A 25,759-nucleotide genomic window follows, 5' to 3' on the forward strand; every position below is an offset into this window, starting at 1 on the left:
GAGGCGCGGTTTCCCGGCAAATCGGGTCATTTGGAATTCCGATTGGCGGGAAAGCTCGGCGCGAGAGCAGTTCAGCCTAGGTCGACCATCGTGGCGGTGACGCTTGCGGCGGGGCGCTGGGGTACCGGAAGGCCGAGCGCTTCGCGCACCGCGTCGATCGCCGGCTCGCCCGCCTCGGTGAACCGGGCCGTATGCGGATTGACGCCGCACCCGATCGCCACCGGATTGTCGCCGGACAGGAAGCCGTGGGCCATATGGAAACCCAGTGCGCGGTAGACCTCGAACTGCTCTTCGGAGAAGAACTGGTCACCCGTGGTCTCGTGCGGGAACGTGGCGTGCCGCCGCGCATAGTCGCGGATGTAGTCGTTCTCGTCACCGGTCAGGGACGATTTGAGGTAGACGAGATAGCCAATGTCGCCGGCGCCGTAGTCGATGGTGCCGATGGCGACATGGACGTGATCGATCGGCTCGTCGTGGCGCCGGCCTGGGGACGTAGAGGGGTCCGCATTGCACGCCATGACGGCCCGCGTGCGCTCGCGGATCGGCATCCAGGGCAGATCGATCCGGACACCGAGATCGATGCGGGCATAACGCTGCAACGTCATCAGCGAGGCGAAGTTCATCGGCGTGTCCGCTTCCGCATCCACAGCGATGATGACCCGGCACCGCCGGCGCAGCAGCTCGTAGATGCCGAGATTCTCGATATGGCCGCCGTCGGTGAGATAGACGCCGTCGCTGTTCTCGTAGAGACGGCCGGAAATCTCCGACCAGAAATAGAGCGGCGAGAAGCGGCGGAACCAGCGCGCATTCACATAGCGCGGATTTCGCAGCCAAAAGCCGAGCCGCACGTTGAGAAGCGCAAGTGTCGGCGTCAGCGCCCGGATCGAGTTCGATCCCATATTCGACGACGCAGCCGCCCCGGAGATCGCCATGGCCGTGGCGAGGTCGAGACTTTGCTCGGCCTTCTCGACAGCCAGTGTCGCCGCGTAGCCGGTGGCCTCGCTCCCGACATTGCGCGGTGAGAATACGAAGAAGTCGGCGTTGCGGCCGCGCCGGTTGGCGAAGTCCGACCCCTGGATGTTCAGCGCCGTGTTGATGAGGTGATAAGGCGCCAGCAATTTGGGCCCGCCCTGTTGGCCGTCCTCCTGAGCGTCTGCGACGCCATAAAGGTCGCTCAGCTTCATGCGATCGAGCGACTTGAAGTCGCGCCCCTGGTCGAGACTGGCCTCGGCGCGCGCAAGATCATGCTCGACCGGCCGGATCGGGTTGAACAGGAAGGCCTTGCTCAGCCTGTCGCGGTAAAGCCGGTGCAGCGAGTTCGCATTCGGGGTCAGAAGCCAGGAGACCAGGAACAACAATAGACCCGTCAGCGCATACAGGACGATCACCGGCAGGGTGTAGGAGTACGCCGCGTCGGATCCCGATCCCTGGAACAGTTGGGGAAAGTACGGCTGAACCCTGAGCTTGACCCATTGTGCCGCAGGCTGAAGCCACGCCGGCGCATGCCAAGTCGCCAACCGATCCGAGTCCGTCTCGACGCGCGGCTCGGGGGACGGCGCAGCCTTTGGCTCGGTGAATTCGATGGCGGCGTTTCGGTCCAGCTGCACCTTGCCTGCGAGAGCCGCCGGGAGGGTCGCGGTCAATTTTGCCTTGGCGATGCAGTCCCTCTGCTCGGTCTGGGCCGAGCAATCCCTGAAGATGTCGTTGGAGATCCCCCAATAAGACAAATTGAGATAAGCGACCCAGATGATCAGCGGCAAGGCGAGGCCGGCGAACCAGAGCGCGGCCTTGGCAACGACTGCAAGAACCATCGATCCTCGCTGCGAGGAAACGCTGTTGCCCTTCAGCAGTTCGAGAAATTGCTGCCGGAACGCGGCGACGAGCGCCGCGATCGGCGCCGCGACGGCGGCAAGCGACTGGATCCAGGTCACCGCGACGCCGCCGACCGGCCCGCCGATCACGCTGCTGTCGGCAACATCGAACATCTGCCGCAGCATGAACGGCTGAAACTCGAAGAAGGCGATGGCCGACAGCAGGACCAAGAAGGTCGCCCCCACGGTCGGCAAATGCGAACGAAATTCCTGGCGATGGCTCGGGCGGGCAAAGGACCGCACGATCGCCCACAGGAAAAAGAGTCCGACCACGATGATCGCAGTTGCCAGGGTGAGCGCGAAGTTGGTCACCTTGAGCGCGCGCGCGAAATCACAGGCGCCGCCGACCACAAGGACGATGGCCGCGGCATAGACCCATACGATCGCCGGACCGCTCCCCCGTTGGGATCGCGAGAACACATAAGCCAGCACTGCGCAGGCGAGCAGGATCACACAGGCGATGGCACCAACCTTGGTGAAGCCATGCTGATTCACGAAGCCAAAATCGTATAGCTCGCATCTCTTGGAATCGACAAAGCTGACGCCGAACAGATTGGCCACCGTCAGACATGTCCGGGTCGGCGTCGACCAGATGGTGACCGCCGCCAGCATCAGGATGATCGGAAGAATGATCCCGATATTGGCGATCAATCCGCGCACCACGATGGCAAAGCCGGTGAGGAGATCGCGCACGCCGGCGGGAATCAGATAGTTGGAGTAATTCCGGATGTGCCCGACGGAGGCGGTATCGCTGATCTCGCTCGCGGTCGCGGTGCCGCCCGAAGGCCTCTCCCCGAACACGAAACGCCGCGTGACCGTCATGGTCGCGCTGAGCGAGGCGCCGATATAGCCGCCGCCGGAGACAGTCGAGAGGTAGTCGATCCGCCGGAACAGATTGTGGTGGTTCAACGCCTGGAGGACGCCGAGGCAGAGCGCCGAGGACCGAATGCCGCCGCCGGACAATGCGAGCCCGGTGACGTCGAGCATCTGGCAGGATTGCAGACCATCCGTGCCGATCTGGCGCGTCGCCTCGCGGCGGGTGTTGATCGCTTCGATCTCGTCGCGAACGATTAGATGGTGCTTTTCGCACCAGGGCATTTCCTCAGTGGACCGCGGCGCCCGGGCTTCAACGGGCAGCGTCGGCTGGACCTGATCGAGCATGCGTGCCTCCCCTAGGTGGCGGAGCACCGACAATCAATGGTTGTAAAACGAATGAAAATAGCCTTATGGAATTTTAGTCTCGTCGGGGATGCAAACGTTCAATGCCACATCGCTGGCGCGCGTGGTTGCGAGGGCTATGTGGCCAAGACGCTGCGTGGCCAAGGGCTACGCGGCGCCGGCTGGAACTCGCCGGCGCTGCATCCTGCGGAATGTCTCGAGCCCCGCTTCAGGGAACTCGTGCCTGCCTCAGCCCATCGCTTCCAGTTCGTCGATCATGCCGGCGATGACGCTCAGGCCGCCGTCCCAGAACTTTGGATCCTTGGCATCGAGCCCGAACGGCCGCAGCAGTTCGGAATAATGCTTGGTGCCGCCGGCGGCGAGCATGTCGAGATAGCGCTCGGCAAAGCCTTCGGCCGCGTTCTCGTAGACGGCGTAGAGCGAGTTCACCAGACAATCGCCGAACGCATAGGCGTAGACGTAGAACGGCGAATGGATGAAGTGCGGGATGTACATCCAGTAGTTCTCGTAGCCCGCTTTGATCTCGATTGCCGGCCCAAGGCTCTCGCCCTGCACCGAGAGCCAGATCTCGCCGAGCCGCGTCGCGGTGAGCTCGCCGTTCTTGCGTTCGGTGTGGACCGCGCGCTCGAAGGAATAGAACGCGATCTGCCGCACCACGGTGTTGATCATGTCCTCGACCTTGCCGGCGAGCAGCGCCTGGCGCTGCTTTGCGCTCCTGGTCTGCGCCAGCAGCCGCCGGAAGGTCAGCATCTCGCCGAACACGCTCGCGGTCTCCGCCAACGTCAGCGGCGTCGGCGCCATCAATGCGCCGTTCCTGGCCGCCAGCACCTGGTGCACGCCGTGGCCGAGCTCGTGGGCGAGCGTCATCACGTCGCGCGGCTTGCCCTGGTAATTCATCAGCACGTAGGGGTGCGCGGACGGCGTGGTCGGATGCGAGAAGGCCCCCGGCGCCTTGCCCGGGCGCACCGGCGCGTCGATCCAGCGGTCGGTGAAGAAGCGCTCGGCGATGTCGGCCATCTTTGGCGAGAAGCCGCGATAGGCGGTGAGCACCATGCTTCGCGCGTCGCCCCAGCCGATGACGTCGGTCGCCGCAAAAGGCAGCGGCGCGTTGCGGTCCCAATAGGCCAGGCGCTTCCTGCCGAACCAGCGTGCCTTCAGCGCGTAGTAGCGATGCGACAATTTTGGATAGGCCGCGCGCACCGAGGCGACCAGCGCATCCACCACCTCGCGCTCGACGCGGTTGTTCAGATGCCGGGAATCTGCCACGTCCTTGAAGCCGCGCCAGCTGTCGGAGATGTCCTTGTCCTTGGCCAGGGTGTTCGTGATCAGCGCAAAGGTGCGCTCATTGGCCTTGAAGGTCTTTGCGAGCGCCTCTGCCGCGGCCTTGCGCTTGGCGCCGTCGCGGTCCTGCAACAGATTGAGCGTTGGCTCGATCGCGAGCTCCTTGGGGCCGACCTTGAAGCGCAGGCCCGAGATGGTCTGGTCGAACAGCCGGTTGAAGGCGGAATAGCCGGTTTGCGCCTTCTCAAGGAAGAGCTGCTCGAGCTTGTCGTCGAGCTGGTAAGGCTTCTCCTTGCGCAGGTCCTCGATCCAGGGACGGTAGTGCGCGAGCTCGGTGGCCTGCATCGCGCGGTTCAAAATATCGTCATCGACGCGATTGAGCTCGAGCGCGAAGAACAGCAGATGCGTCGATGCCGCCGTCAGACGCTCGGAAACGTCGCCATAAAACTTTGAAATCTTGGGGTCCACGCTGTCGCCGGCATGAACGAGGCCGGCGTACGAGCCGAGCCGGCCGGCGAGGTCGTCGATCGCCTCATAGCGTCGCACGGCTTCAGCGAGCCATTTTCCGCCATCTTCCTTTGCTGTTCCTGTTGCGAGCTTGCCCTTGTAGTCCGTCTCGAACGCGACGCAATCGGCGTCCATCTTTGAGAGATCGCGCGCCACTTCCGGCGCATCGATCCCGGAATAGAGGTCGGCGAGGTTCCACTCCGGAAGCTTGCCGGTCTTGCTCGCAGGCTTTGCGGGTGAAGGCTTGGCAAGCGAAGACTTGGCGGGTGAACGCTTGGAGGGTTTTGCCTTGGCTGTCTTGGTGTTCGGCTTGCGAAGAGCGGGCTTGCTGATGGCGGACTTCTTAACTGCAGGCTTGGAGCGCGAATTCATTGTGTGGGAAACCTGTGTTCAACAATCGCGACGGCGGGCGGGGGCATCAGGATTTAACAGTGCGTTAATCGGCTTCGGCCAGAGTGCCCCGATTCGAGACAGATAGTAGTAGCGTGCGGGGAACACCATGGCTGCCAGTATTTTGATCGCCGACGACGACGCTGTAGCCCGCCGGCTGGTCGAAAACATGGTGCAGAAATGCGGCTATGAGACGATCGTGGTGGACTCCGGCGACGCGGCGATTGCCGCCCTCACCGCCCCTGACGCGGCCATCGACGGCGTCATCCTCGATCTCGTGATGCCCGGCCTCGACGGCATGGGCGTGCTGGCGAAAATCCGCGAAGCGGGTCTCAGCATCCCCGTGATCGTGCAGACGGCCCATGGCGGCATCGACAATGTGATCTCGGCGATGCGCGCGGGCGCGGCCGATTTCGTGGTCAAGCCGGTCGGCCTCGAGCGGCTCCAGGTCTCCCTTCGCAACGCGCTCAATTCGTCCGCGCTCAAGGGCGAATTGCAGCGCATCCGTCACAGCCGCGAGGGCCGGCTGACCTTCTCCGACATCATCACCCGCGCCGAGGCGATGGCGGGCGTGATGCGCGCGGCGCAGAAAGCAACAAACTCATCGATCCCGGTGCTGATCGAGGGCGAGTCCGGCGTCGGCAAAGAGATGTTCGCGCGCGCCATCCATGGCAGCGGCGAGCGCAAGGCAAAGCCCTTCGTCGCGGTCAATTGCGGCGCGATCCCCGACAACCTCGTCGAGTCCATCCTGTTCGGTCACGAGAAGGGTGCCTTCACCGGCGCCACCGAACGCCACACCGGCAAATTCGTCGAAGCCCATGGCGGCACGCTGTTTCTGGACGAGGTCAGCGAGCTGCCGCTGAGCGCGCAGGTCAAGCTGCTTCGCGCGCTCCAGGAAGGCGCGGTCGAGGCGGTCGGCGGCCGCAAACCCGTCAAGGTCGACGTCCGCATCATCTCGGCGACCAACCGCAGGCTGCTTGAGCGGGTCAAGCAGGGCCACTTCCGGGAGGATTTGTTCTATCGCCTGCACGTGCTGCCGCTGACGATCCCCTCGCTGCGCGCCCGGCGCGAGGACATCCCGCATCTGCTCAGGCATTTCCTGGCGCGCTTTGCCGCCGAGGAGAACCGCCCCATCACCGGCATCAGCGGCGAGGCCGTTGCGCACCTCGCCCAGCTCGATTGGCCCGGCAACATCCGCCAGCTCGAAAACGCCGTCTACCGCGCCGTGGTGATGAGCGACGGCGACCAGCTTGGCCTTGACGACTTCCCCCTGATCGCCTCGCAGCCGCATCCGGGAGCAGACATTCCGACCGCGCCACTGATGCTGGAGCCGATCGCGGCCCCCTCCGTCGTGTCGGGTAATGACATACCGATCGCACCGCTGCCGCAAGCGGGTGCTCTCTCCATGCTGACCGCGACCGGCGACGTCCGGCCGCTGGAGGACATCGAGAACGAGATCATCCGTTTCGCGATCTCGCATTATCGCGGGCAGATGTCCGAGGTCGCCCGCCGCCTCAAAATCGGCCGGTCCACCCTCTACCGCAAACTCGATGAGGCCGGGGTTCCCGGCCATGGCGGCAAAAGCGGTGAGGAGACGCACTGAGCCTGACGCGAACGGAGGTTCGTCCGGGCGGAGCGATACGACTGTAAGCCGTTCGTAGGACGACGGAATTCGACTGCGATTTGAACCGTGACTTGGAAGTGACAGACACAGGGAAAAGCGCGTGTCAGAAGCGCACAATCCGTTGCCAAGAGGCTTGCTTGAAGTCAGTTTGTCGTGAGTTGTCCCGGGTAGCGCTGGCTGCGAAATCGGGGCCTGTATATCGTCTGCGTAGGATTCGTTGCGTGCAGGCGTGCAACTTTCGAGAGGCCGGCGCGGTTTAGCCGAAGCTCAATAGGCGATAACGAAGCTGTTCCACGGGGGACAGTTCACCCGAGGGGTGCGACACAATGCGTGACTGTTTGAACCACCGTGCAGGCTTTGACCGCGTTTTGATAACGGTCGCGGCGACCTTCCTCACGGTATCGGCCAGCTCGGCCCTTGCGCAGGATCAGGCGCGCAGCAGCGCTGCCGAGCTCGCGATCGAAGCCGCAATCCCGCGCCCCGAACCCGCAAACGTCCCGCCCCCGACCGCATCAGACATCAAGCTCGACACCACCGCCACTGTGGTGGACCCTGCCAAGGAGCCCGCTAGGGAACCCCTGAAAGCCGAAGCCGCTCCCGCGCCGGACAAGGTCGAGACCAAGCCTTCCGACGTCGCCACCACACCGGCGACCGAGGCGCCGAAGAGCGAGACGGCGAAGACCGAACCTGCCAAGACTGAACCTGCCAGGACCGAACCTGCGAAGGCCGACACGGCGACAACGCCGGCCGCGCCCGCCACCGCTGCGGCTCCGGCCTCGGAGCCGGTGAAGGCCGCGAGCAACGTTCCCGCCGCGGACCAGCCGGTCGCCGACAAGCTCAAGGACGCCATCGGCGCCAAGGCTTCGCGCTATTTCGACCGCAAGAACGAACGCGCGGCGATCGAGAAGTTTTACGGTGCACGCGACTTCGCGCCGGTCTGGACCCAGGGCGGCAGCCTGACCGCTGCGGCCAAGGGCGTGATCGCACGGCTGAAGGACGCGGCGTCCGACGGTCTCAATCCGGCCGATTACCCGCTGCCGGACTTCGCAGCCGCCACGACACCCGATACGCTCGCCGATGCCGAGCTCAAGCTTACCGCCAGCATGTTCGACTATGCGCGCCAGGCTCAGAGCGGCCGCATGCACTGGTCGCAGGTCAGCGGAGACATCCTCTATCCCGAGCATCCGATTGATCCGAACGAGGTGCTCGCCAAGGTCACGACGGCGGCGGACGCCTCCGCGGCGCTCGACAGCTACAATCCGCCGCAGAAGCTCTACAAGGAGCTGAAGGCGAAGCTCGCGGAGCTCCGCGGCCAGGGCAACGGCCCAGTGATCGAGATCGCCGATGGTCCGACGCTGAAATACACCCCGGCCGGCAAGAAGCAGGCTGAAATCGTCGTTGAAGATCCGCGCGTGCCGCAGCTGCGCGCCAAGCTCGGCATCGCCGAGAACGCCAACGACACCCGCTATGACGCGGCGGTCGCTGAAGCCGTGCGCAAGTTCCAGAACGGCGCCGAGCTCAAGGCGACCGGCATTCTCGACGACAAGACGGTCAAGGCGATCAACACGCCGAAGCGCGACAAGCAGATCGACGTGGTGCTGATGAACATGGAGCGCTGGCGCTGGCTGCCGCGCGACCTCGGCGTGCCGTCGCTCGGCGATGCCTACGTCATCCTCAACATTCCCGACTACACGCTCAAGGTGATGCAGCGCGGCCAGCAGGTCTGGACCACCCGCGTAGTCACCGGCAAGCCCGGCACGCATGCGACTCCGCTGCTCACCGAGACGATGAAGTACATCACGGTCAATCCGACCTGGAACGTGCCGCCGTCGATTGTCTACAACGAATATCTGCCGGCGCTTCAGCAGGATCCCACCGTGCTCCAGCGCATGGGCCTCAAGCTCGAGCAGAACCGCGACGGTTCGGTGCACATCTCGCAGCCGCCCGGTGAGGCCAACGCGCTCGGCCGCATCCGCTTCAATTTCCCCAACAAGTTCCTGGTCTATCAGCACGACACGCCGGACAAAAACTTGTTCGCCCGCGACGAACGCGCCTTCAGCCACGGCTGCATGCGCGTGCAGAACCCGGATCAGTACGCGTCGGTTCTGCTCAACATCGCGATGCCGAACGAGAAGTACACGCCGGAACGCATCCGCAGCATGTACGGCAAGAGCGAGATCGACCTGAAATTCCCGACCCCGATCCCGGTCAACATCACCTATCAGACCGCATTCGTGGACGATGGCGGCAAGCTGCAATTCCGCAAGGACGTCTATGGCCGCGACGCGACCATGATCAACATCCTGAAGAACGGCCGCGGCAAGGATCTCGAGAACGTGGTCGCGCATTCCCAGCCGAGCTATTCACGCCCGGCAACAACATTGCCGAACGGCGTGTTGGCAGCCAACAATGGCGGCTCGTCCGGCCCGAACTTCTTCGAGCGGCTGTTCGGCGCGCCGACCCCGCCGCCGGCTCCGGTCGGCCGCCGTCCGCAGCAGCAGCGGGTGTTCACCCGCTGAGCCAGGCCCGTCCCGACGCCTGATTTCCTGAAATTCTGCAATAAAATCAGCGACCTCATCCTCTGGATGGGGTCGCTTAACGTTAACCATTCTCCACCTGACCTCGGGCAGCGGGCCTTTTTTCGCCACACTCACCCGGTTAGGTTCGCGATCTGACTTGGTTTGGGGACGGGAAGGTCAACCTCGAATTAACCTTCTCGCTTTAACAAAGCGTTCATCCTCTTTCGCGCGCTACGGGGTTAGCGGGAGAGTCCATTTTGAACGCTCGTCGACTGGGTGGGCTCTAACGTGCTGACTGGTATCGCACGCCAATTTGCTGTGCTGTCGTTGTCCCATGCGGGAGTGAAGGCCGGATCACGGATCGGCCTCGCTGCCGTATTGCTGCTTGCTGCCGCGGGTTCAGTTCATAACGCCGCCGCGCTCAACGAGACCAAGACGCTCTCCTTCCACCACACCCATTCCGGCGAAGACCTCACCGTCACCTTCAAGCGCGACGGGCGCTATGACGAAGCGGCGCTGAAGCAGATCAACCACTTCCTGCGCGACTGGCGCAGCCAGGACGAGACGGTCATGGACCGTCACCTCTTCGACATCCTCTGGGAAGTCTACCGCGACGTCGACGGCAAGCAGCCGATCCAGATCATCTCCGCCTACCGCTCGCCCGCCACCAACTCCATGCTCCGCCGCCGCTCCTCCGGCGTGGCGCGCTTCAGCCAGCACATGCTGGGGCATGCGATGGACTTCTACATCCCGAACGTGCCGCTGGAGCAGATCCGCTTCGCCGGCCTGCGCCTCCAGCGCGGCGGCGTCGGCTTCTACCCGACCTCCGGCTCGCCGTTCGTACATCTGGACACCGGCAGCATCCGGCATTGGCCGCGCATGACGCATGACCAGCTCGCCCGGGTCTTCCCGGACGGACGCACCGTCCATGTCCCGACCGACGGCACGCCGCTGAAGGGCTATGAGCTCGCCAAGGCCGAGATCGAGCGGCGCGGCAGCGGCGAGGATTCCGGCAGCAAGTCGAACTTCTTTGCCGCCCTGTTCAAGGGCAAGCCGGCTCCGGCCGCCGCGAGCAACGACGAGGATGACGAGGGCGCGCCCGCTCCGTCCGCGAAGACTGTCGCGCCGACCGTGGTCGCCGCCGCGACCAAGCCGGCCGATCCGGTGCCGACGCCGCGCGCCAAGCCATCAGTCGCGGCGACGATCCAGCTCGCCTCGGCCGATGCGCAGGTCTTCGCGCTGCCCAAGCCGAAGCCGGCGCCCGTGGCTGACAAGCCGGCCGCCGGCAAATCTGCTGACGCCAAGCCCGAGACGCCCGCCGACATCATCAATGCCCGTGGCTTCTGGGATGCCCCGGCTACGCCGCAGCAGGCGACGCCGGCCCAGATTGCCGCGCTGAAGGCCCGGCAGGCGCTTGCCGCCGCCACCGATCCGCAGCCGACCGCGAGCGTGTCCAGCGCCGCCTATCAGGCACTGGCCTACGCGCCGGCGTCCGCTTCCCCGGTCGACCGCGCCAATGTCGTTGCCGCCTCCGCACCGATCCCGCGCTCCGCCCGTCCCGCCGCCGCGTCGCGCAACCTTGCGCCCGCGACCGAGATCAACACGGTGGTCGGCAAGCGCGTCGACGGCATGGTCGCAACCGCGACCCGGCTCTCCGCAGCCAAGGGCGAAAGCGTCTGGCTCAAGATCGTGATGCTGTCGCCGAGCGCCAGCCGCGCGATGTCGGTCACGCTGATGGGCGAGCTCGACACGGCCGCGATGCGCGCCTACTTCGTCAAGCCGCAGTCCGTGATCGCCATGGGTTTTGCCGACGATCCGATGCAGGGCCTGTCCTGCGACAGCTTCTCGGGCACTGCCACCGCCAAGCTCGAGACGACGTCGTTCGTCATGCGGACCGCCGCGTTGCGCTAAGGCCTTCGCGCGCCGCTAACGCTTCTTCCTTCGTCGATCCAGATGATACGTCAACGCCAGCGACAGGCAGATCGATAGGTCCTGCTTCGGCAGCTTGCCCGACACCGGCAACAGCAGCGCCCTGGTCTGCCGATATTCGAACCGATCGGGAAAGCGTTCGCGAAAGGTATCGACCAGCGTCGTCTTGCAGTTGAACAGAATCGCGGCTTGCGCGGAGTCCTTCAGGCGGCCGAGCCGGATCGTGCTGCCACTGCCGGTCTCTTCGGTCAGATAAGCAGGCTCGCCCCATTTCAACGTTTCGGTGAGACGGCCGATGCCTTCATGCGCCGCGGCGATCGCGAAGATCAGCTCGCGTACCGAAAGCAGCCGTTTGCCGATCGACGCCGGAAAAGCGTAGTAGGCACGGCTTACCTCGCGCGGCAGCGGCGGCGCAGTCACCGCGGTCTCCTTTGATCGACATGGTGTCGCCCTGGCAAAAGCCAGGACGACACCGATAGCTCAGATCATTCCCAGAGCCTGCATGTAGGTCTCGAGGATCGTCTCGGCCTCGGCGCGCTCGTTCGGGTCCTGCTTGCGCATGCGCACGATGGTGCGCAGCGCCTTGACGTCGTAGCCGTTGCCCTTGGCCTCGGCGAATACGTCGCGGATGTCGTCGGAGATCGCCTTCTTTTCTTCCTCCAGCCGCTCGATGCGCTCGATGATGGACTTGAGCTGGTCCTTGGCAAATTTCGTCGCGGGCTCGTCGTCGCGGACGGCGGCGGAGGTGGCCATCTTGGTACTCCCAATAAAACTGGCAAAACGAGGTGACGCCGGCATCCTCACCGCGCGTGCTGGTTAGACCCTTAGGGTTCGGACCTCTCGGGTTCAAGGCAGCATCGCGCTCGTCCACAGCGCGCCCACACCTTCCTACGACGCGTCGAAGAAAGCTGTTGTGTGATGCGACTCAAGGGCACCGCATATCGGGCCGTCGGCGAGGCCGTTCAGTGCCCGGGATGAACCTTCTTCATGGCATCGAGCTGCTCAGGCGTGGCAGCGCCCTGGTATTTCGACTTCCATGCCTCGTAAGGCATGCCGTAGACGGCTTCCCGGCTCTCGTCCTTGCTCAAGGCGACGCCTTGGGCGTCAGCGGCGTCCTTGAGCCAGTTGGACAGGCAGTTGCGGCAGAAGCCTGCGAGATTCATCAGGTCGATGTTCTGGACGTCTGTCCGCGTCTTCAAATGATCGACCAGGCGCCGGAAAGCGGCAGCCTCGAGTTCCGTTCTGGTTTTGTCGTCGATTGCCATGGCTGGATCCCTCGGCTTTGCGAAATTGGCTGTGACCTGGATGGGTCACCCTTACGAGATCAGGTGGGGCCTGTCACAGATTTTGCCATATCGCGGCGCAAACGGGCGCGAAGCCGGCTCGGGCAGTTCCCGGGCCCTACGCCAAATCGTCAATGATCTGATATAGCTTCCGCGACAATGATCGCCGAATCTCCCCGCTCCCCCCTTCGCCTGCTCGCCCGGTTGGTCCCGGTGCTGGTGGTTGGCTTGCTATGCTTCTGGACCAGCCCGGCCTCGGCCGATTTCCGGCTTTGCAACAACACATCGAGCCGGGTCGGCATCGCGCTCGGCTATAAGGATGCCGAGGGCTGGACCACCGAGGGCTGGTGGAACATCTCCTCCCGTTCCTGCGAGACCCTGCTGCGGGGAACGCTGGTGGCCCGCTTCTATTACATCTACGCCATCGACTATGACCGCGGCGGCGAATGGTCGGGCCAGGCCTTCATGTGCTCGCGCGACAAGGAGTTCACCATCCGCGGCACCGAGGATTGCCTCGCGCGCGGCTATGACCGGACCGGCTATTTCGAAGTCGATACCGGCGAGCAGCGGGCCTGGACGGTGCAGCTCACCGATGCCAACGAGCAGCCGTCAAAACAGCAGCGCGTGCCTGGTCTGCCCGGTCCTGTTGGCCCGGGGGTTCCGGGTTTGCCCAATGGCCCGCCCGGTGGTACGCCCCCCGCCGCGCCTGGCCTCGCGCCAGCTCCCTCGCCCCCGTCTGGAAATAAGCCATGAGGCGTCTTCGCCGTATCAAGATTCTCGCGACCCTCGGACCCGCCTCTTCGGACCTCGCGATGATCCGCCGCCTGTTCGAGGCCGGCGCCGACCTGTTCCGCATCAACATGAGCCACACCCCGCATGACAAGATGCGCGAGCTGGTGGCGACGATCCGCAACGTCGAGAGCAGCTATGGCAGGCCGATCGGCATTCTGGTCGATCTCCAGGGCCCAAAGCTCCGGCTCGGCGCCTTCGCCGAAGGCGCGGTCCAGCTCCAGAACGGCCAGACCTTCACATTGGATTCCGACAAGACGCCGGGCGACTCCACCCGCGTCCAGCTTCCGCATCCGGAGATCCTGGCCGCGCTGCGGCCGGGCCATTCGCTGCTGCTCGACGACGGCAAGGTGAGGCTGATCGCCGAGGAGACCTCGAAGGAGCACGCGGTGACGCGCGTCGTGGTCGGCGGCCGGATGTCCGACCGCAAAGGCGTCAGCCTGCCCGACACCGACTTGCCGGTCTCGGCGATGACGCCGAAGGACCGCGCCGATCTCGAGGCGGCGCTGGTCACCGGAGTCGACTGGATCGCGCTGTCCTTCGTGCAGCGGGCAGACGACGTGCTCGAGGCCAAGAAGATGATCCGCGGCCGTGCGGCGGTGATGGCCAAGATCGAGAAGCCGCAGGCGATCGATCGCCTCGCCGACATCATCGACGCCTCTGACGCCCTGATGGTGGCGCGCGGCGACCTCGGCGTCGAGCTGCCGCTGGAACGCGTGCCGAGCCTGCAGAAGCAGATGACGCGCATGGCGCGGCGCGCCGGCAAGCCGGTGGTGATCGCGACCCAGATGCTGGAATCGATGATCCAGTCGCCGGTGCCGACCCGCGCCGAGGTTTCCGACGTCGCCACCGCCGTCTACGAAGGCGCCGACGCCATCATGCTGTCGGCCGAATCGGCGGCCGGCAAATTCCCGGTCGAGGCCGTCTCGACCATGAATCGCATCGGCGAGGAGGTCGAGCGCGACCCGATCTATCGCTCCGTCATCACCGCACAGCGCCCCGCCCCGGAAGCCACCGCCGGCGATGCCATCGCGGACGCTGCGCGGCAGATCGCCGAGACGCTCGACCTGCCGGCCCTGATCTGCTGGACCAGCTCGGGATCGACCGCCGTGCGCGTGGCGCGCGAGCGGCCGAAGCCGCCGATCGTGGCGATCACGCCGAACGTCGCGGCGGGACGCCGGCTGTCGGTCGTCTGGGGCATACATTGCGTGGTGGCGGAAGATGCGCGCGACCAGGACGACATGGTGAGCCGCGCCGGCCAGATCGCGTTCCGCGACGGCTTCGTCCGGGCCGGCCAGCGCGTGATCATCGTCGCCGGCGTGCCGCTCGGCATCCCCGGCACCACCAACATGGTGCGCATCGCCTCGGTCGGCCCCGAGGGCGAAGCGAATATTTAGGTCCGCCAGCACGCGGCAAACAAAAAATGTCGAAAACAACCCCATGCACAGTAGCCGGCGGGACCGGCGCATGTGCTGAGGTTTTTCGCAAAGGCGAACTCTGGCAATGGCCTGGGCGCGATCAGGTCCGCCGGTCGATCAGACTGACGTTTTAGGCCCCAACCAGCGCTTTCGCCGCCGGCAGCAGCGTCTGCTGCACGACGAGACCCCTGGCGCGGGCGTCCATGACGCCGACCGCGCGGAGCGCCAGCAGCGTCACGGTCTGCACGGCATCGCGCATCCTGGCGGGATCGTCGAGATTGTCCGGCGCGAGCGGCCCGACCAGGGCCTCGTGCAGGGCGCCGAGCAGCGCGGTGGCGGCGAGTGCGGTGTCCTGTGCCGGCAGGTGGCCGGCGCGCACGGCGGCGTCGATTCGCGAAGCCATCTCGCCCGCGATCTCGCGCCGGCTGGCGAGGCGTGAAGCACTGACATCGACATCGACCGGCTCGGCCAGGATACCCCAAGCGAGCCTGCGCTGTGACAGGGTATGCACCGCCACGGTGGTCACCGCCGCCGCCAGAGCCGAGGACGGCCCCGGCGCGGCATCGGCGGCTCGCCGGATCGCAGTAAGCTCGTCGCGGGAGACTTCGGCGATCAATTCGGAGATCAAATCGGCCTTGGATGGGAAGTAGCGGTAGACCGTACCCGCAGCGACGCTGGCGCGAAGCGCGACCGGCGCAATCTGCACCGCCGCCATCCCGCCTTCCGCCGCCGCCTCCCGCGCCGCCGCCAGTATCGCACTGCGCCGGGCCGCAAGGCGCTTCACCACTTGATGCGTCCGCCGATAAACCATGGCGCGCTTCCTGTCCCCAGCATCCGGTCCGGCGCAAAGCCCGACCGCATGCTTATTCGCTAATCTTCGCCCAAATCGCCCTCAAGAACTGAACAACTATTCAGGGCGGATGACAAGACGCAAATGAGCATATGTGCGCGACGCAAACTTCAGCGCGAGGAGGGCAGGTAAACGCATTCTTGCTTGGCGCGGCCGCGGTAAGACGATCCGGTTTACCTCAACTTAAAAGCGATCATGCTCAGGTTGCCGATGCCTGCGCGCTGCTGCGTGCTGTCGTTTCAGCCCCGAGAGTCCGATGTCGATGTCCATGACAAGCAGCGTGCCCGTCCGCGGTGTTGCGCGCTGGCTTTTGCCGTTCTGCATTGCCGCCGGCGTCTACCTGTTCTTCCTGGGCATCGGCGACATCATGCTGCGGGATACCGATACGCTGTGGCAGATCAAGATCGGGCAGTGGATTCTCGAACACCGCGCCCTGCCCTATACCGACATCTATTCCTTCACGCGAGCGGGCGAGCCCTGGATCTCGAGCTCCTGGCTGTCGCAAGTCCTGTTCGCGCTGGCTTACGAACCGTCGAACTGGTCGGGGGCAGTTATCCTGACGTCGCTCGCGATCGGAGCGACCGCAGCGATTTTCGTCTACCTGCTTGAGCCCTATCTGGAGCCTGCGCGCGCCTTTCTGCTCGTCACCCCGCTCCTCTTCATGTCGATGGGCCACTTTCTCGCCCGCCCGCACATGCTGGCACTGCCTGTCATGCTGGCCTTTGTCGGCGGGCTGCTGGCGGCCGCCGATCGGCGCACCGCGCCGTCGTGGCTATTGCTGCCCTTGATGGCGCTATGGGCCAATCTTCACGGCGGCTTCGTCATGGGGCTGGCGCTGATTGGGCCCATCGGCCTCGATGCGATCGCGTCCACCGATCGCAAGGACCGCTTTGCACTGGCCTCGCGCTGGACCTTGTTCGGGCTTGCTGCGCTTGCCGCAAGCTGCTGCACGCCCTATGGCTGGAATACGCCGCTCGCATCGGCGAAAATCCTCAGCCTCGGCAAGTTGCTCTCGCAAATCTCGGAGTGGATGCCCGCCGATTTCAGCTCGTTCGACTTGTTTGGTGCCAGCCTGCTCGGATTGATCGCCCTCGGCTACTACAAAGGATTGGTGCTGCCGTGGACCCGCATTCTTCTGCTGCTCGGCCTGGTCTGGGCGGCACTCAACCACGTCAGAAACATCGAAGTCTTTGCGTTGTTGACACCGCTCGTGCTGGCGAAACCGTTGGCCGAACAATTCGGCGCGGCCAGAGCGGTCGCGCTCGCACGAGCTGAAGCACGGTCCTCCTTTGCAGTGACCGCGATCGCGGCGCTCGCGATCGTTGCGACCAGCTGGAGTATCACGCGGTCCTACGCCACGCCGACGCGGTATGCCTTTATTGGCAATCCGACCCCTCGGGCCGCAGTCGACCTGCTCGAGCAGCGGCACGCGCAGCGCATCTTCAGCACCGCGCCGATCGGGAGCTATCTGATCTCCCGCAACCTCAAGACCTTCATCGATGGCCGCGCCGAGCTGTATGGAGAGCAGTTCGTGCTCGACTATTTCGACGCCATCGAAGGCAAGAACGCCGAGACCCTGCTGCGTCTGCTCGATACCTATCAGATCGACGCCACACTGCTGAACGGAACGACTCCCGCCGCAAGGATCATGGATCATGTGCCGGGCTGGAAGCGGCTCTACTCGGATGACCTTGCCGTCATCCACGTCCGCGACGACGCACCGGCGAAGCTACCCTCAGCACCGTGAGCCGCGGATCGGGCGTTTAACCGTCGCGGACTCGCATGGACGCGACGGCTTCGGCGAAGAAAAGACCTCTCTATAACGAGACTTCGCTAGAACAACACTTGGCCGGAACAAGACTTGGCACGAAAGGCTTGGCTCAAAAGGCTTGGCACAAAAGAAAAGAGCCTTGTCCGGGACAAGGCTCTTTCTACTCTTGGTCCGTTCAGTCTTACTTGAGGCTGGACGAGATCGAGGTGAACTTGGCGTTCAGCGTGCCGCCCAGGTTATTGACGACAGTGATGATCGCCAGCGCGATACCGGCGGCGATCAGACCGTATTCAATGGCGGTGGCGCCGGATTCATCTTTCGCGAAATTCGCAACGAGGTTCTTCATAAAGAGCTCCAAATGAGTACACGAGGCTTACAACTGATCTGGTCTTTTTGGCTTCCCAGCGCCGCTCGACCATGGAACCGAACGTAGTGGCAAAGAATTGCGCCGCAGTTAATTCGACTGCGGAAACACAGAGCGGTTTGCGTGTATTCTCCGATGGTAAACCGAAATCTAAAACGATCCGTTAAATTGTCGAGACATCGAGCCGGCCCGGCATCGCCGGTTTACCCGGAATTATGACCGCCATGGTTCAATGTCGATCGCTCTGCACCCCGACAAAACAACAGGACGACGAGGCGGCATGTCCCTTTCCTTTGCCAACAGCATCACGGTGCAGGGGCGTGCGCGAGCCCTGGTGCCGCTGTGCGTCGGTGCGGGCGCCTATCTCTTCTTCATGTATGTCGGCGACACGCTGCTTCAGGACTCCGACTCGCTTTGGCAGATCAAGATCGGACAATGGATTCTCGATCACGGCGCTATGCCGCACACGGACCTCTACTCCTTCACGCGGACGGGCGCGCCGTGGATTTCGACGTCGTGGCTGTCGCAGGTACTGTACGCTCTCTCCTATGCGCAATTGGGATGGGCAGGTCCCGTCATCCTCACCGCGATGGGAGTCGCGCTCACGGCCGCGATCTTCGTCTATCTGCTCGACGTGCAGATCGAGGCACCGCGCGCAGTGCTGCTTGCGATGCTGGCCCTGCTGCTGTCGCTGCATCACGTTCTGGCGCGCCCGCACGTCCTGGCGCTGCCTGTCATGGTGGCGTGGGTCGGCCTGTTGATGGCGGCTGCCGACCGCAGGAGCGCGCCGTCCTGGTACTGGCTCCCGCTGATGGCGCTGTGGGCGAACTTGCATGGCGGCTTCGTGCTCGGTCTGGCGCTGATCGGTCCGATCTCGCTCGAGGCCGTCGAGCACGCCGAGAAGGGGCGGCGGCTTCAGCTGTTCCTGCGCTGGGTGCTTTTCGGCATCGGCGCACTGGTCGCGAGCTGCTGTACGCCGTACGGCTGGGGAACGCTGCTGGGCGCCACCAACATCTTGAGCCTGGGCGAGTTGCTCTCGCTGATCTTCGAATGGATGCCGGCGAACTTTGCCACCTTCTCCTCGTTCGAAGGCGCCCTGCTCGGCCTGATCGCATTCGGCTATTATCGCGGCATCGTGCTCTCCGCGCCCAGGATCTTCCTGATCCTGTTCCTGACCTGGAGCGCGCTGACCCACGTCAGGAGCATCGAGGCTTTCGCGTTCCTGGTGCCGCTGGTGCTGGCGAAGCCGCTCGGCCAGCTGGCCTCGCGCCCGCAGCCGGACGCACCCGGTGCCGACCGCTGGCCGGCCCGCTATGTCACCGCGCTTGGCGCGCTGATGATCGTCGCCGCGAGCTGGGCCTCGACCTCGCTCTATATGGGCCACCACAGCTTCAGCTTCACCATGACGCAGACGCCGGTCGCGGCAGTCGACTTGCTCGAACAACGCAAGGTCCAGCGCGTCTTCAACGCCTATCAGTTCGGCGGCTATCTGATCTCGCGCGACATCCCTGTCTATGTCGACGGCCGCGCCGAGCTCTATGGCGAGAAATTCGTCATGGATTTCTTCAAGGCCACAGAGGGGAGGAAGCCCGAGTTGCTGCCGCGCCTGCTCGACGAGTCCAAGATCGACGCGACGCTATTGGCCGCCGACGCGCCCGGACCGCAGATCCTGGACATGCTGAAGGGCTGGAAGCGGATCTATACGGACGACATCGCAGTGATCCACGTGCGGGACAACACGGTAGGTGGGTCGGCGACGAGCGCGAAGCCCTAGCGCCTAGGTGATTGCGAGGCAACCCTGCCCTGCGTCAACGTCGTCACTGCGAGCGTAGCGAAGCTTCCTCGCAAGAGCTCCTCGCAACGACGAGTCATTCGCCGACGCACCACCACCCAACAAAAAACGCGGCGTTTCCGCCGCGTTTTTCAATTCAATCTGCCGCTCGGGATTACGCCTGCGGCTGCGGCTCCAGGCCGGGATCCGGATCGGGCCGCGGGCGCGACTTGCCGGCCGGCGGCACGGCGGAGGCACGCGGCGTCGTCGGCTCGAGCACGGATTCGCGGTTCGGCTTCTTGCCCTTGAGCAGGTCGATGATCTCGTCGCCGGAGAGCGTCTCGAATTCGAGCAGGCCCTTGGCGAGGGCTTCGAGATCGGCGCGCTTCTCGGTAAGAATACGCGTCGCTTCGTTGTAGCCTTCTTCGACGAAACGCCGGATCTCGGTGTCGATCTTCTGAACCGTCGCTTCCGATGCGTTCTGGGTGCGCGACACCGACATGCCCAGGAAAACCTCGTCCTGGTTCTCGCCATAGGACACGGTGCCGAGCGCCTCGGACAGGCCCCAGCGCGTCACCATCATGCGCGCCAGACGCGTCGCCTGCTCGATGTCCGACGACGCACCCGAAGTCACCTTCTCGCGGCCGAAGATCAGCTCTTCGGCGACGCGGCCACCCATCATGATGGCAAGGCGCGAGGTCATCTGCTCCAGCGACATCGACAGCTTGTCACGCTCGGGCAGCTGCATGACCATGCCCAGAGCACGGCCGCGCGGAATGATGGTCGCCTTGTGGATCGGGTCGGTCGCGACAACGTTGAGGCCGACGATGGCGTGGCCGCCCTCGTGATAGGCCGTCAGCAGCTTCTCTTCCTCGGTCATGACGAGCGACTTGCGCTCGGCGCCCATCATCACCTTGTCCTTGGCTTCCTCGAACTCGGCCTGGGTCACCATCCGCTTGTTGCGGCGGGCGGCGGTGAGCGCTGCTTCGTTGACGAGGTTCATCAGGTCGGCGCCGGAGAAACCCGGAGTGCCGCGCGCGATGGTCTTGAGGTTGATATCCGGCGCCAGCGGCACCTTGCGGACGTGGACCTTGAGGATCTGCTCGCGGCCGACGACGTCCGGGTTGGGCACCACGACCTGACGGTCGAAGCGGCCGGGACGCAGCAGCGCGGGATCGAGCACGTCGGGACGGTTGGTCGCGGCGATCAGGATCACGCCCTCATTGGCCTCGAAGCCGTCCATCTCGACCAGCAACTGATTCAGCGTCTGTTCGCGCTCGTCATTGCCGCCGCCGAGGCCGGCGCCACGGTGACGACCGACGGCGTCGATTTCGTCGATGAAGATGATGCAGGGCGCGTTCTTCTTGGCCTGCTCGAACATGTCGCGGACGCGGCTGGCGCCGACGCCGACGAACATCTCGACGAAGTCAGAACCCGAAATGGTGAAGAACGGCACGTTGGCTTCGCCCGCGACCGCACGCGCGATCAGGGTCTTGCCGGTGCCGGGAGGTCCGACCAGCAGCACGCCGCGCGGAATGCGGCCGCCGAGGCGCTGGAATTTGCCGGGGTCGCGCAGGAATTCGACGATCTCCTGCAGGTCCTGCTTGGCCTCGTCGACGCCCGCAACGTCCTCGAAGGTGACGCGGCCATGCGCTTCAGTCAGCATTTTTGCGCGCGACTTGCCGAAGCCCATCGCCTTGCCGGCGCCGCCCTGCATCTGCCGCGACAGGAAGATCCACACGCCGATCAGCGCGATGAACGGCAGCCAGGAGACCAAGAGCGAGACGAACCACGGCACGTTGTCGCCGGGCGGCTTCGCGGTGATCTGCACCTTGCTGTCATAGAGGCGCTTCACGAGCGTCGGATCGCTCGGCGCATAGGTCTGGAAGCTCGAGCCGTTGGTGAAGGTGCCGTGAATGTCCGGCCCCTGGATCACGACGTCGCGCACATTGCCGCGGTCAACCTCGCTCAAGAGCTGGGAGAAGGCGATGTCCTGCGAGGAGGCGCGCTGACCCGGATTCTGGAAGAGCGTGAACAACGCCAACAGCAGCAGGACAATGATGACCCAGAGGGCGAAATTGCGCAGATTGGCGTTCATCGATCTTCCTTCGTGGTCGCGCGGATCGCGGCCTGAGCCTTGGGCAGTTATTTGGGCAGCGCGAGGAAATCCCCAAGGAATCCTCTCGGTTAGACGGATACAATCTAGGTGTCGCTCCGGTCGCTGCCAAGGGAACGAGATGGGACTATTTAGCCCATCTTAGTCCGATTCCCGCTGAAATAATGGCGCCCGGATCCCGCTTTTTCCTGCCTGGTTAAGGTGTCCTCACGGCGCGGTCTCGAAACGGCCGGTGCCATGATCCGCCCCTATCCACCCTTGATCCACCCTTGCGCCGGGCCGGCGCCGGCGCGATGCGGATACGTCCCCCGGCAAGGCTGATCAAGGCTCCCGCAAGCGTCTGCTTCAGGGCCGGCCGGCCATTTGCGGGTGCGCGGGAGCTTGCGGCAATGGCCTGATCGAGCATGGCCAGGAGGGATTCGACCTTGCCGAGTTCCGCCGGTCCCTCATGCCCGAAGGCGTTGATGGCCCGCAGCAGGATCCGCAGCCGGACCTCATCCGGCAGGGCGGCAAACACGGGGGCCTCGAAGCTTCGAACGCCGGCCTGCGGCGCATCGCCGCGATCCCGCAAACGGAGGAAGCGCTCGGCTCCATCGGTCAGCACCTCGACGGCCGCATTGGCGCGCGCCAACCTTGCCGCGAGGCGAGCCAGGCTGCGGGCATCACCGCCCTCCGCCGCGAGCTGCGGCAGCAGCGCACGCAGCCGCGGCCGGGTAAAGGCAGCGTCGTGGTTGGTGGGATCGTCGGCAAAGCCGATCTTCGCCCGCTTCAAGGTCGCGATCAGCTGCGACTTCGGAACATCGAGCAGTGGACGCGCAAGAACGACGCCGTCGCGCTCGGTGAGACGGGCCATCGCCGACAGCCCGGCCAATCCGCTGCCGCGGACAAGACGCATCAACAAGGTCTCGGCCTGGTCGTCGCGGGTGTGGGCGGTCAGCACGTGGCTCGCACCAGCTTTGCGTGCGGCCTGCACGAGCAGGCGGTAGCGGGCTTCGCGCGCGGCGGCCGGCAGTCCCGTTTTCGGCTTTGCCCCGCGCCAGCGCAGGGTCCGGTGCGGCAAGCCAAGCCCGGTCGCCAGACGCTTGACCTCGCGCGCCTCGCGCGCCGCCTCCGGCCGCAAGCCGTGGTCGATGGTGACGACGGTGAGACGCGGGCCGCGCGCGAGGCTGCGGTGCCAGCGCGCCGCAAGCCACATCAGCGCGACCGAGTCGGGCCCGCCGGAGACAGCGAGCAACAGTCCCTGCGCGCCTTTCAGGCCGGCGAAGAGGCGCCTGGCCTCACGCGCCGAGATCGGTGAATTGTCCTCTGACATGACGCTGCAATCGTCCGCGGATGGACCGACTGTTTAGCGCAGCGCCATCAATCTTGTCAGGATCAATCGCCGCGCCTCAGCACTTCACCCGCTTCTGCTCGCGATCGACCGCGGCTTTGACGCCGGCGGAAGCGCGCGGATATTTGCGGCCGACTTCGCCGAAGGCGGCGCACGCGGCCTCCTTTTCCTTCAGCGCGGCCAGCGACTGGCCGAGCCGCAGCAGGGCATCCGGCGCCTTGGCGGATTTGTCGTATTTGGTGGTGACGGCGAGAAAGGCTTCCGCGGAGTCGCGATATTGCTGGCGCTGGAAATAGCTCTCGCCGAGCCAGTATTGCGCGTCGCCGAGCAGCGGATCGCTCGGATATTTCTGCGAGAAGTTCTTCATTGTCTGTTCGGCCAGCGCATAGTCCTTGCGCTGCATGTAGCCGATGCCGAGGTCGAATTCGTCGCGCGGCGTGGCCGAGGGCGGCAGCGTCGTCAGCGCCGGGGCGCCGCTCGGGGCACCTGCAGGCATCGGTTGCTGCCCGCCGCCGAGCGCGCGTGGCGCACCCGGCGCATTCGGGCTCTGGTTCGGGTCGAACGCATCGCCGCGGCGGCGCATGCCCGGCGCGCCGGGCGCAGGCTGCTCCTGAACGATCGGCGCCGGAGAGGCGATCTGCGGCTGCTCGTAATTCGGCTGGGCCGCTTGCTGGTGCGGCGGCTGGCGATAGGCTGGCGCGGCTTGCGCGGGCGGCATGGCCGCGACATTGGGCTGGACCGGCGTCTGGCCGGGCGCAGCTTGCGCGCCGCCCTCGATCGCTCGCAGCCGCTCTTCGAGTTGGCGGTTGCGATATTGCAGCTCTTCGTTCTGGCCGGTGAGCTGGCGCAGCTGGTTCTCCAGCCGCTCGATCCGCATCTCGGGATCTGCATCGTCCGACTGTGCGAGGGCGGGCGAGCACAAGGAGAGCAGCGCGGCGATCGCCACGGTGCCGGTGAAGACCTTAAATCTGGATGACATCTTGCCCTGACGACGAAAGCGAAATGGCCTGCGACCGAACATTCGACGCGCCACACATTGAAGCGGAGTACGCCAAAACTGTGACTGAAACAAAGGGGTTTCCGTCACAGATCGCTGAAACGAAACCGGCGCCCGAGAGGGCGCCGGCATAATCGGTTTCTGAAGATGAACGGCGCCTGACCAATGGTCAGGAGCTCGCGTTCAGCACGGTGACGGCGCGGCGGTTCTGCGACCAGCAGGAGATGTCGTTGCAAACGGCCACCGGCCGCTCCTTGCCGTAGGAAATCGTGCGCATGCGGTTCGGATCGATGCCGCGCGAGGCGAGGAACGAACGCACCGACTGGGCGCGGCGGGCGCCGAGCGCGATATTGTATTCGCGGGTGCCGCGTTCGTCGGCATGACCTTCGACGGTGAAGCTGTAGCGCGGATAGCTCTGGAGCCACTGCGCCTGCTTCTCCAGGGTCACGATCGCCTGCGGGGTCAGATCGGTCTGGTCGCTTTCGAAGAACACGCGGTCGCCGACATTGACCACGAAGTCTTGCTGGCTGCCCGGCGTCGCCGCGTTGGCCATCGCATCCGTGTCAGCATTCTTGTTGGCGCAGGCACCCATCGACAACGCGACGGCAAGCACCGCGGCCAGCTTCAATCCCTGGAGGATGCGCATAGGATGTTTCATTCCGGAGCCTCCACGCTCACGTTTCGTCCACTGCTGTCCGGTCTACAGGGGGTTGGTTAAGCGAACGTTCCGTCAACCTTGATGGAACCTTGCCACAGCCGGTCAAATGCCCCCAACCAGCGAAAAGCAACCGTCATGGTTAATGGGTTGTAAATGTGGCGCGATGGTGAAGGCAAGCTGCGCCGACCGGCAAAAACCGCGGCCTTTGCTGGAATTTTAGGCTCTCGCGCGGAGACGCTGGGCCGGACCTTGAGGTCAGACCCTGGGACCTAGCGGGCAGAACCCGTTGCCGAGGCGGCTACGTCGGGGGTCCACTGGGTGGCCAGCGACACCGGGCGCGGGGCGGCCTGGCGCGGGCTGCTGCGTTGAAACAACATGCGCCGCTCAAAAGCGCTGGAGCGCATGATCGGAAAGCGCGTCAGGACCTTTTCCCGCTGGTTCCGGAAATCGGACGCCATCAGCACCGCCTTCTTGGTCGGCCAGCCCGGAAACCCGCGGGGCTCCGGTGAAATCGCCTCGTGCAGGAAGACGCGACGATAGAACGCCTGATGGTCGGTCCGGATCATGGCCAGCCCGGTGTCGGCGTTGAAATGATCGCAAGCCACAAAAGCCAGCCGCACCGTCAGATAGGGCAGCTCCGGAAAACGCTGGTGCTTTTCGGGATCGGCAACAAACCGGCACGGATCGATGAGAACTTCGCCCCGATCGAGGCGGGGATGCAGGACGTCGCCAAACACTTCGGTCGTGTAGGACATCCGCCAGTCGGACGTCAGGACGTGAATGCGAACGGAGCTGCAGAGCTCTCCATCCACATAAACCCCGAAATTCCAGGTGTTGGGCGCATCGTCGAAGCGATCGGTCACGCGCCGCGACTCCGACGGCTCGATCAGTCCGGCGTGCAGATAGGCCCGGTACCGCATCAGATAGAGGTTGTCTCGGTCCTCGGGAGTTTCGATCAGGCGGTAATCGATGCGGTCAAACAGAGCGGCTCCCCGCGGAAGGAGCACCGTTTGCGGTTCAGCTCCAGACGTCATCCAGTACCCCTACACTCCAAAGCAACTTCTGCGAGTGTGGCGAGATTAATGGTTCATTAACGGAATTGCAAAGGCTTA

Annotated in this window: 19 protein-coding genes; 7 read left to right on the plus strand and 12 right to left on the minus strand. The window is 64.6% G+C overall.

The genetic code is table 11. The annotated features are described in order from the left end of the window. Positions 1-71 precede the first annotated feature (71 nt). Positions 72-3,032, minus strand: coding sequence for a patatin-like phospholipase family protein (locus BRA1417_RS0136180; protein ID WP_027519995.1), 2,961 nt, complete (start codon positions 3,030-3,032; stop codon positions 72-74). Positions 3,033-3,278: 246 nt separating this feature from the next. Then, entirely contained in the window at positions 3,279-5,210 is a 1,932-nt protein-coding gene (locus tag BRA1417_RS0136185) for a M3 family oligoendopeptidase (RefSeq protein WP_027519996.1), read from the minus strand. Between the two features lie 127 nt (positions 5,211-5,337). Between BRA1417_RS0136185 and BRA1417_RS0136190 the strand changes: the two genes are divergently transcribed. The 3 genes from BRA1417_RS0136190 (at position 5,338) to BRA1417_RS0136200 (ending at position 11,282) form a co-directional block, all read left to right on the plus strand. After that, positions 5,338-6,831 carry a sigma-54 dependent transcriptional regulator gene (locus tag BRA1417_RS0136190; RefSeq protein WP_027519997.1) on the plus strand — a complete coding sequence of 498 codons (1,494 nt, stop codon included), beginning with the start codon at positions 5,338-5,340 and terminating at the stop codon, positions 6,829-6,831. A 347-nt stretch (positions 6,832-7,178) separates the two neighbouring features. Then, on the plus strand, positions 7,179-9,371 hold the full coding sequence (locus tag BRA1417_RS0136195; protein ID WP_027519998.1) for a murein L,D-transpeptidase: 2,193 nt from the start codon (positions 7,179-7,181) through the stop codon (positions 9,369-9,371). 288 nt (positions 9,372-9,659) lie between these two features. Further along, the gene (locus BRA1417_RS0136200; RefSeq protein ID WP_245286317.1) at positions 9,660-11,282 is read left to right on the plus strand and encodes a DUF882 domain-containing protein; all 1,623 of its coding nucleotides are present in this window, start codon (positions 9,660-9,662) and stop codon (positions 11,280-11,282) included. 15 nt (positions 11,283-11,297) lie between these two features. Here BRA1417_RS0136200 and BRA1417_RS0136205 read toward each other — a convergent pair whose 3' ends face one another. The 3 genes from BRA1417_RS0136205 to BRA1417_RS0136215 form a co-directional block, all read right to left on the minus strand. Continuing rightward, positions 11,298-11,720 (minus strand): hypothetical protein, encoded by a 423-nt coding sequence (locus tag BRA1417_RS0136205; protein ID WP_027520000.1) that lies wholly within the window; start codon positions 11,718-11,720, stop codon positions 11,298-11,300. A 60-nt stretch (positions 11,721-11,780) separates the two neighbouring features. Then, positions 11,781-12,053, minus strand: coding sequence for a DUF2312 domain-containing protein (locus BRA1417_RS0136210; protein ID WP_007596286.1), 273 nt, complete (start codon positions 12,051-12,053; stop codon positions 11,781-11,783). A 209-nt stretch (positions 12,054-12,262) separates the two neighbouring features. Continuing rightward, complete coding sequence (locus BRA1417_RS0136215) at positions 12,263-12,565, minus strand: DUF1244 domain-containing protein (RefSeq protein ID WP_007596287.1); 303 nt, start codon at positions 12,563-12,565, stop codon at positions 12,263-12,265. Positions 12,566-12,742: 177 nt separating this feature from the next. Here BRA1417_RS0136215 and BRA1417_RS0136220 point away from each other — a divergent pair, with 177 nt between their 5' ends. Next, positions 12,743-13,336, plus strand: coding sequence for a DUF1036 domain-containing protein (locus BRA1417_RS0136220; protein WP_027520001.1), 594 nt, complete (start codon positions 12,743-12,745; stop codon positions 13,334-13,336). Then, positions 13,333-14,769: a pyruvate kinase gene (gene pyk, locus BRA1417_RS0136225; RefSeq protein ID WP_027520002.1), complete on the plus strand. Its 1,437-nt coding sequence runs from the start codon at positions 13,333-13,335 to the stop codon at positions 14,767-14,769. Before BRA1417_RS0136220 ends, pyk begins: the two co-directional genes overlap by 4 nt. A gap of 151 nt (positions 14,770-14,920) precedes the next feature. Here the strand turns inward: pyk and BRA1417_RS0136230 are convergent, their stop codons facing one another. Further along, positions 14,921-15,601, minus strand: a complete 681-nt coding sequence (locus BRA1417_RS0136230; RefSeq protein WP_027520003.1) for a TetR/AcrR family transcriptional regulator — start codon at positions 15,599-15,601, stop codon at positions 14,921-14,923. A 295-nt stretch (positions 15,602-15,896) separates the two neighbouring features. Here BRA1417_RS0136230 and BRA1417_RS0136235 point away from each other — a divergent pair, with 295 nt between their 5' ends. Further along, entirely contained in the window at positions 15,897-17,387 is a 1,491-nt protein-coding gene (locus BRA1417_RS0136235) for a hypothetical protein (RefSeq protein ID WP_027520004.1), read from the plus strand. Between the two features lie 205 nt (positions 17,388-17,592). On the opposite strand, the gene BRA1417_RS0136240 is transcribed toward BRA1417_RS0136235, so the two are convergent. Then, positions 17,593-17,757 (minus strand): Flp family type IVb pilin, encoded by a 165-nt coding sequence (locus tag BRA1417_RS0136240; RefSeq protein ID WP_027520005.1) that lies wholly within the window; start codon positions 17,755-17,757, stop codon positions 17,593-17,595. 298 nt (positions 17,758-18,055) lie between these two features. On the opposite strand from BRA1417_RS0136240, the gene BRA1417_RS0136245 reads away from it, so the two are divergent. After that, positions 18,056-19,549 carry a hypothetical protein gene (locus BRA1417_RS0136245; RefSeq protein WP_027520006.1) on the plus strand — a complete coding sequence of 498 codons (1,494 nt, stop codon included), beginning with the start codon at positions 18,056-18,058 and terminating at the stop codon, positions 19,547-19,549. A 172-nt stretch (positions 19,550-19,721) separates the two neighbouring features. Here the strand turns inward: BRA1417_RS0136245 and ftsH are convergent, their stop codons facing one another. The 5 genes from ftsH to BRA1417_RS0136270 form a co-directional block, all read right to left on the minus strand. Further along, positions 19,722-21,644, minus strand: coding sequence for an ATP-dependent zinc metalloprotease FtsH (ftsH, locus tag BRA1417_RS0136250; protein ID WP_007596301.1), 1,923 nt, complete (start codon positions 21,642-21,644; stop codon positions 19,722-19,724). A 214-nt stretch (positions 21,645-21,858) separates the two neighbouring features. Further along, a complete protein-coding gene (gene tilS / locus BRA1417_RS0136255) occupies positions 21,859-22,974 on the minus strand; it encodes a tRNA lysidine(34) synthetase TilS (protein WP_027520007.1) in 1,116 nt (371 codons plus the stop codon). Positions 22,975-23,050: 76 nt separating this feature from the next. Continuing rightward, complete coding sequence (ybgF, locus tag BRA1417_RS0136260) at positions 23,051-23,971, minus strand: tol-pal system protein YbgF (protein ID WP_027520008.1); 921 nt, start codon at positions 23,969-23,971, stop codon at positions 23,051-23,053. A 187-nt stretch (positions 23,972-24,158) separates the two neighbouring features. Continuing rightward, complete coding sequence (gene pal, locus BRA1417_RS0136265; RefSeq protein WP_027520009.1) at positions 24,159-24,647, minus strand: peptidoglycan-associated lipoprotein Pal; 489 nt, start codon at positions 24,645-24,647, stop codon at positions 24,159-24,161. A 269-nt stretch (positions 24,648-24,916) separates the two neighbouring features. Continuing rightward, on the minus strand, positions 24,917-25,681 hold the full coding sequence (locus tag BRA1417_RS0136270; RefSeq protein ID WP_027520010.1) for a hypothetical protein: 765 nt from the start codon (positions 25,679-25,681) through the stop codon (positions 24,917-24,919). Positions 25,682-25,759 lie beyond the last annotated feature (78 nt).

This window comes from Bradyrhizobium sp. WSM1417 (genome assembly GCF_000515415.1).
In the GTDB taxonomy this organism is placed as follows: domain Bacteria; phylum Pseudomonadota; class Alphaproteobacteria; order Rhizobiales; family Xanthobacteraceae; genus Bradyrhizobium.

Bases quoted from the DNA above. Each gene is read 5' to 3' on its own strand.
- ybgF (WP_027520008.1), bottom strand. From the start codon at position 23,971: ATGTCATCCAGATTTAAGGTCTTCACCGGCACCGTGGCGATCGCCGCG.
- tilS (WP_027520007.1), bottom strand. From the start codon at position 22,974: ATGTCAGAGGACAATTCACCGATCTCGGCGCGTGAGGCCAGGCGCCTC.
- BRA1417_RS0136185 (WP_027519996.1), bottom strand. From the start codon at position 5,210: ATGAATTCGCGCTCCAAGCCTGCAGTTAAGAAGTCCGCCATCAGCAAG.
- pyk (WP_027520002.1), top strand. From the start codon at position 13,333: ATGAGGCGTCTTCGCCGTATCAAGATTCTCGCGACCCTCGGACCCGCC.
- BRA1417_RS0136190 (WP_027519997.1), top strand. From the start codon at position 5,338: ATGGCTGCCAGTATTTTGATCGCCGACGACGACGCTGTAGCCCGCCGG.
- BRA1417_RS0136270 (WP_027520010.1), bottom strand. From the start codon at position 25,681: ATGACGTCTGGAGCTGAACCGCAAACGGTGCTCCTTCCGCGGGGAGCC.
- BRA1417_RS0136240 (WP_027520005.1), bottom strand. From the start codon at position 17,757: ATGAAGAACCTCGTTGCGAATTTCGCGAAAGATGAATCCGGCGCCACC.
- BRA1417_RS0136210 (WP_007596286.1), bottom strand. From the start codon at position 12,053: ATGGCCACCTCCGCCGCCGTCCGCGACGACGAGCCCGCGACGAAATTT.
- BRA1417_RS0136215 (WP_007596287.1), bottom strand. From the start codon at position 12,565: ATGGCAATCGACGACAAAACCAGAACGGAACTCGAGGCTGCCGCTTTC.
- ftsH (WP_007596301.1), bottom strand. From the start codon at position 21,644: ATGAACGCCAATCTGCGCAATTTCGCCCTCTGGGTCATCATTGTCCTG.
- BRA1417_RS0136195 (WP_027519998.1), top strand. From the start codon at position 7,179: ATGCGTGACTGTTTGAACCACCGTGCAGGCTTTGACCGCGTTTTGATA.
- BRA1417_RS0136180 (WP_027519995.1), bottom strand. From the start codon at position 3,032: ATGCTCGATCAGGTCCAGCCGACGCTGCCCGTTGAAGCCCGGGCGCCG.
- pal (WP_027520009.1), bottom strand. From the start codon at position 24,647: ATGAAACATCCTATGCGCATCCTCCAGGGATTGAAGCTGGCCGCGGTG.
- BRA1417_RS0136245 (WP_027520006.1), top strand. From the start codon at position 18,056: ATGTCCCTTTCCTTTGCCAACAGCATCACGGTGCAGGGGCGTGCGCGA.
- BRA1417_RS0136220 (WP_027520001.1), top strand. From the start codon at position 12,743: ATGATCGCCGAATCTCCCCGCTCCCCCCTTCGCCTGCTCGCCCGGTTG.
- BRA1417_RS0136235 (WP_027520004.1), top strand. From the start codon at position 15,897: ATGTCGATGTCCATGACAAGCAGCGTGCCCGTCCGCGGTGTTGCGCGC.
- BRA1417_RS0136230 (WP_027520003.1), bottom strand. From the start codon at position 15,601: ATGGTTTATCGGCGGACGCATCAAGTGGTGAAGCGCCTTGCGGCCCGG.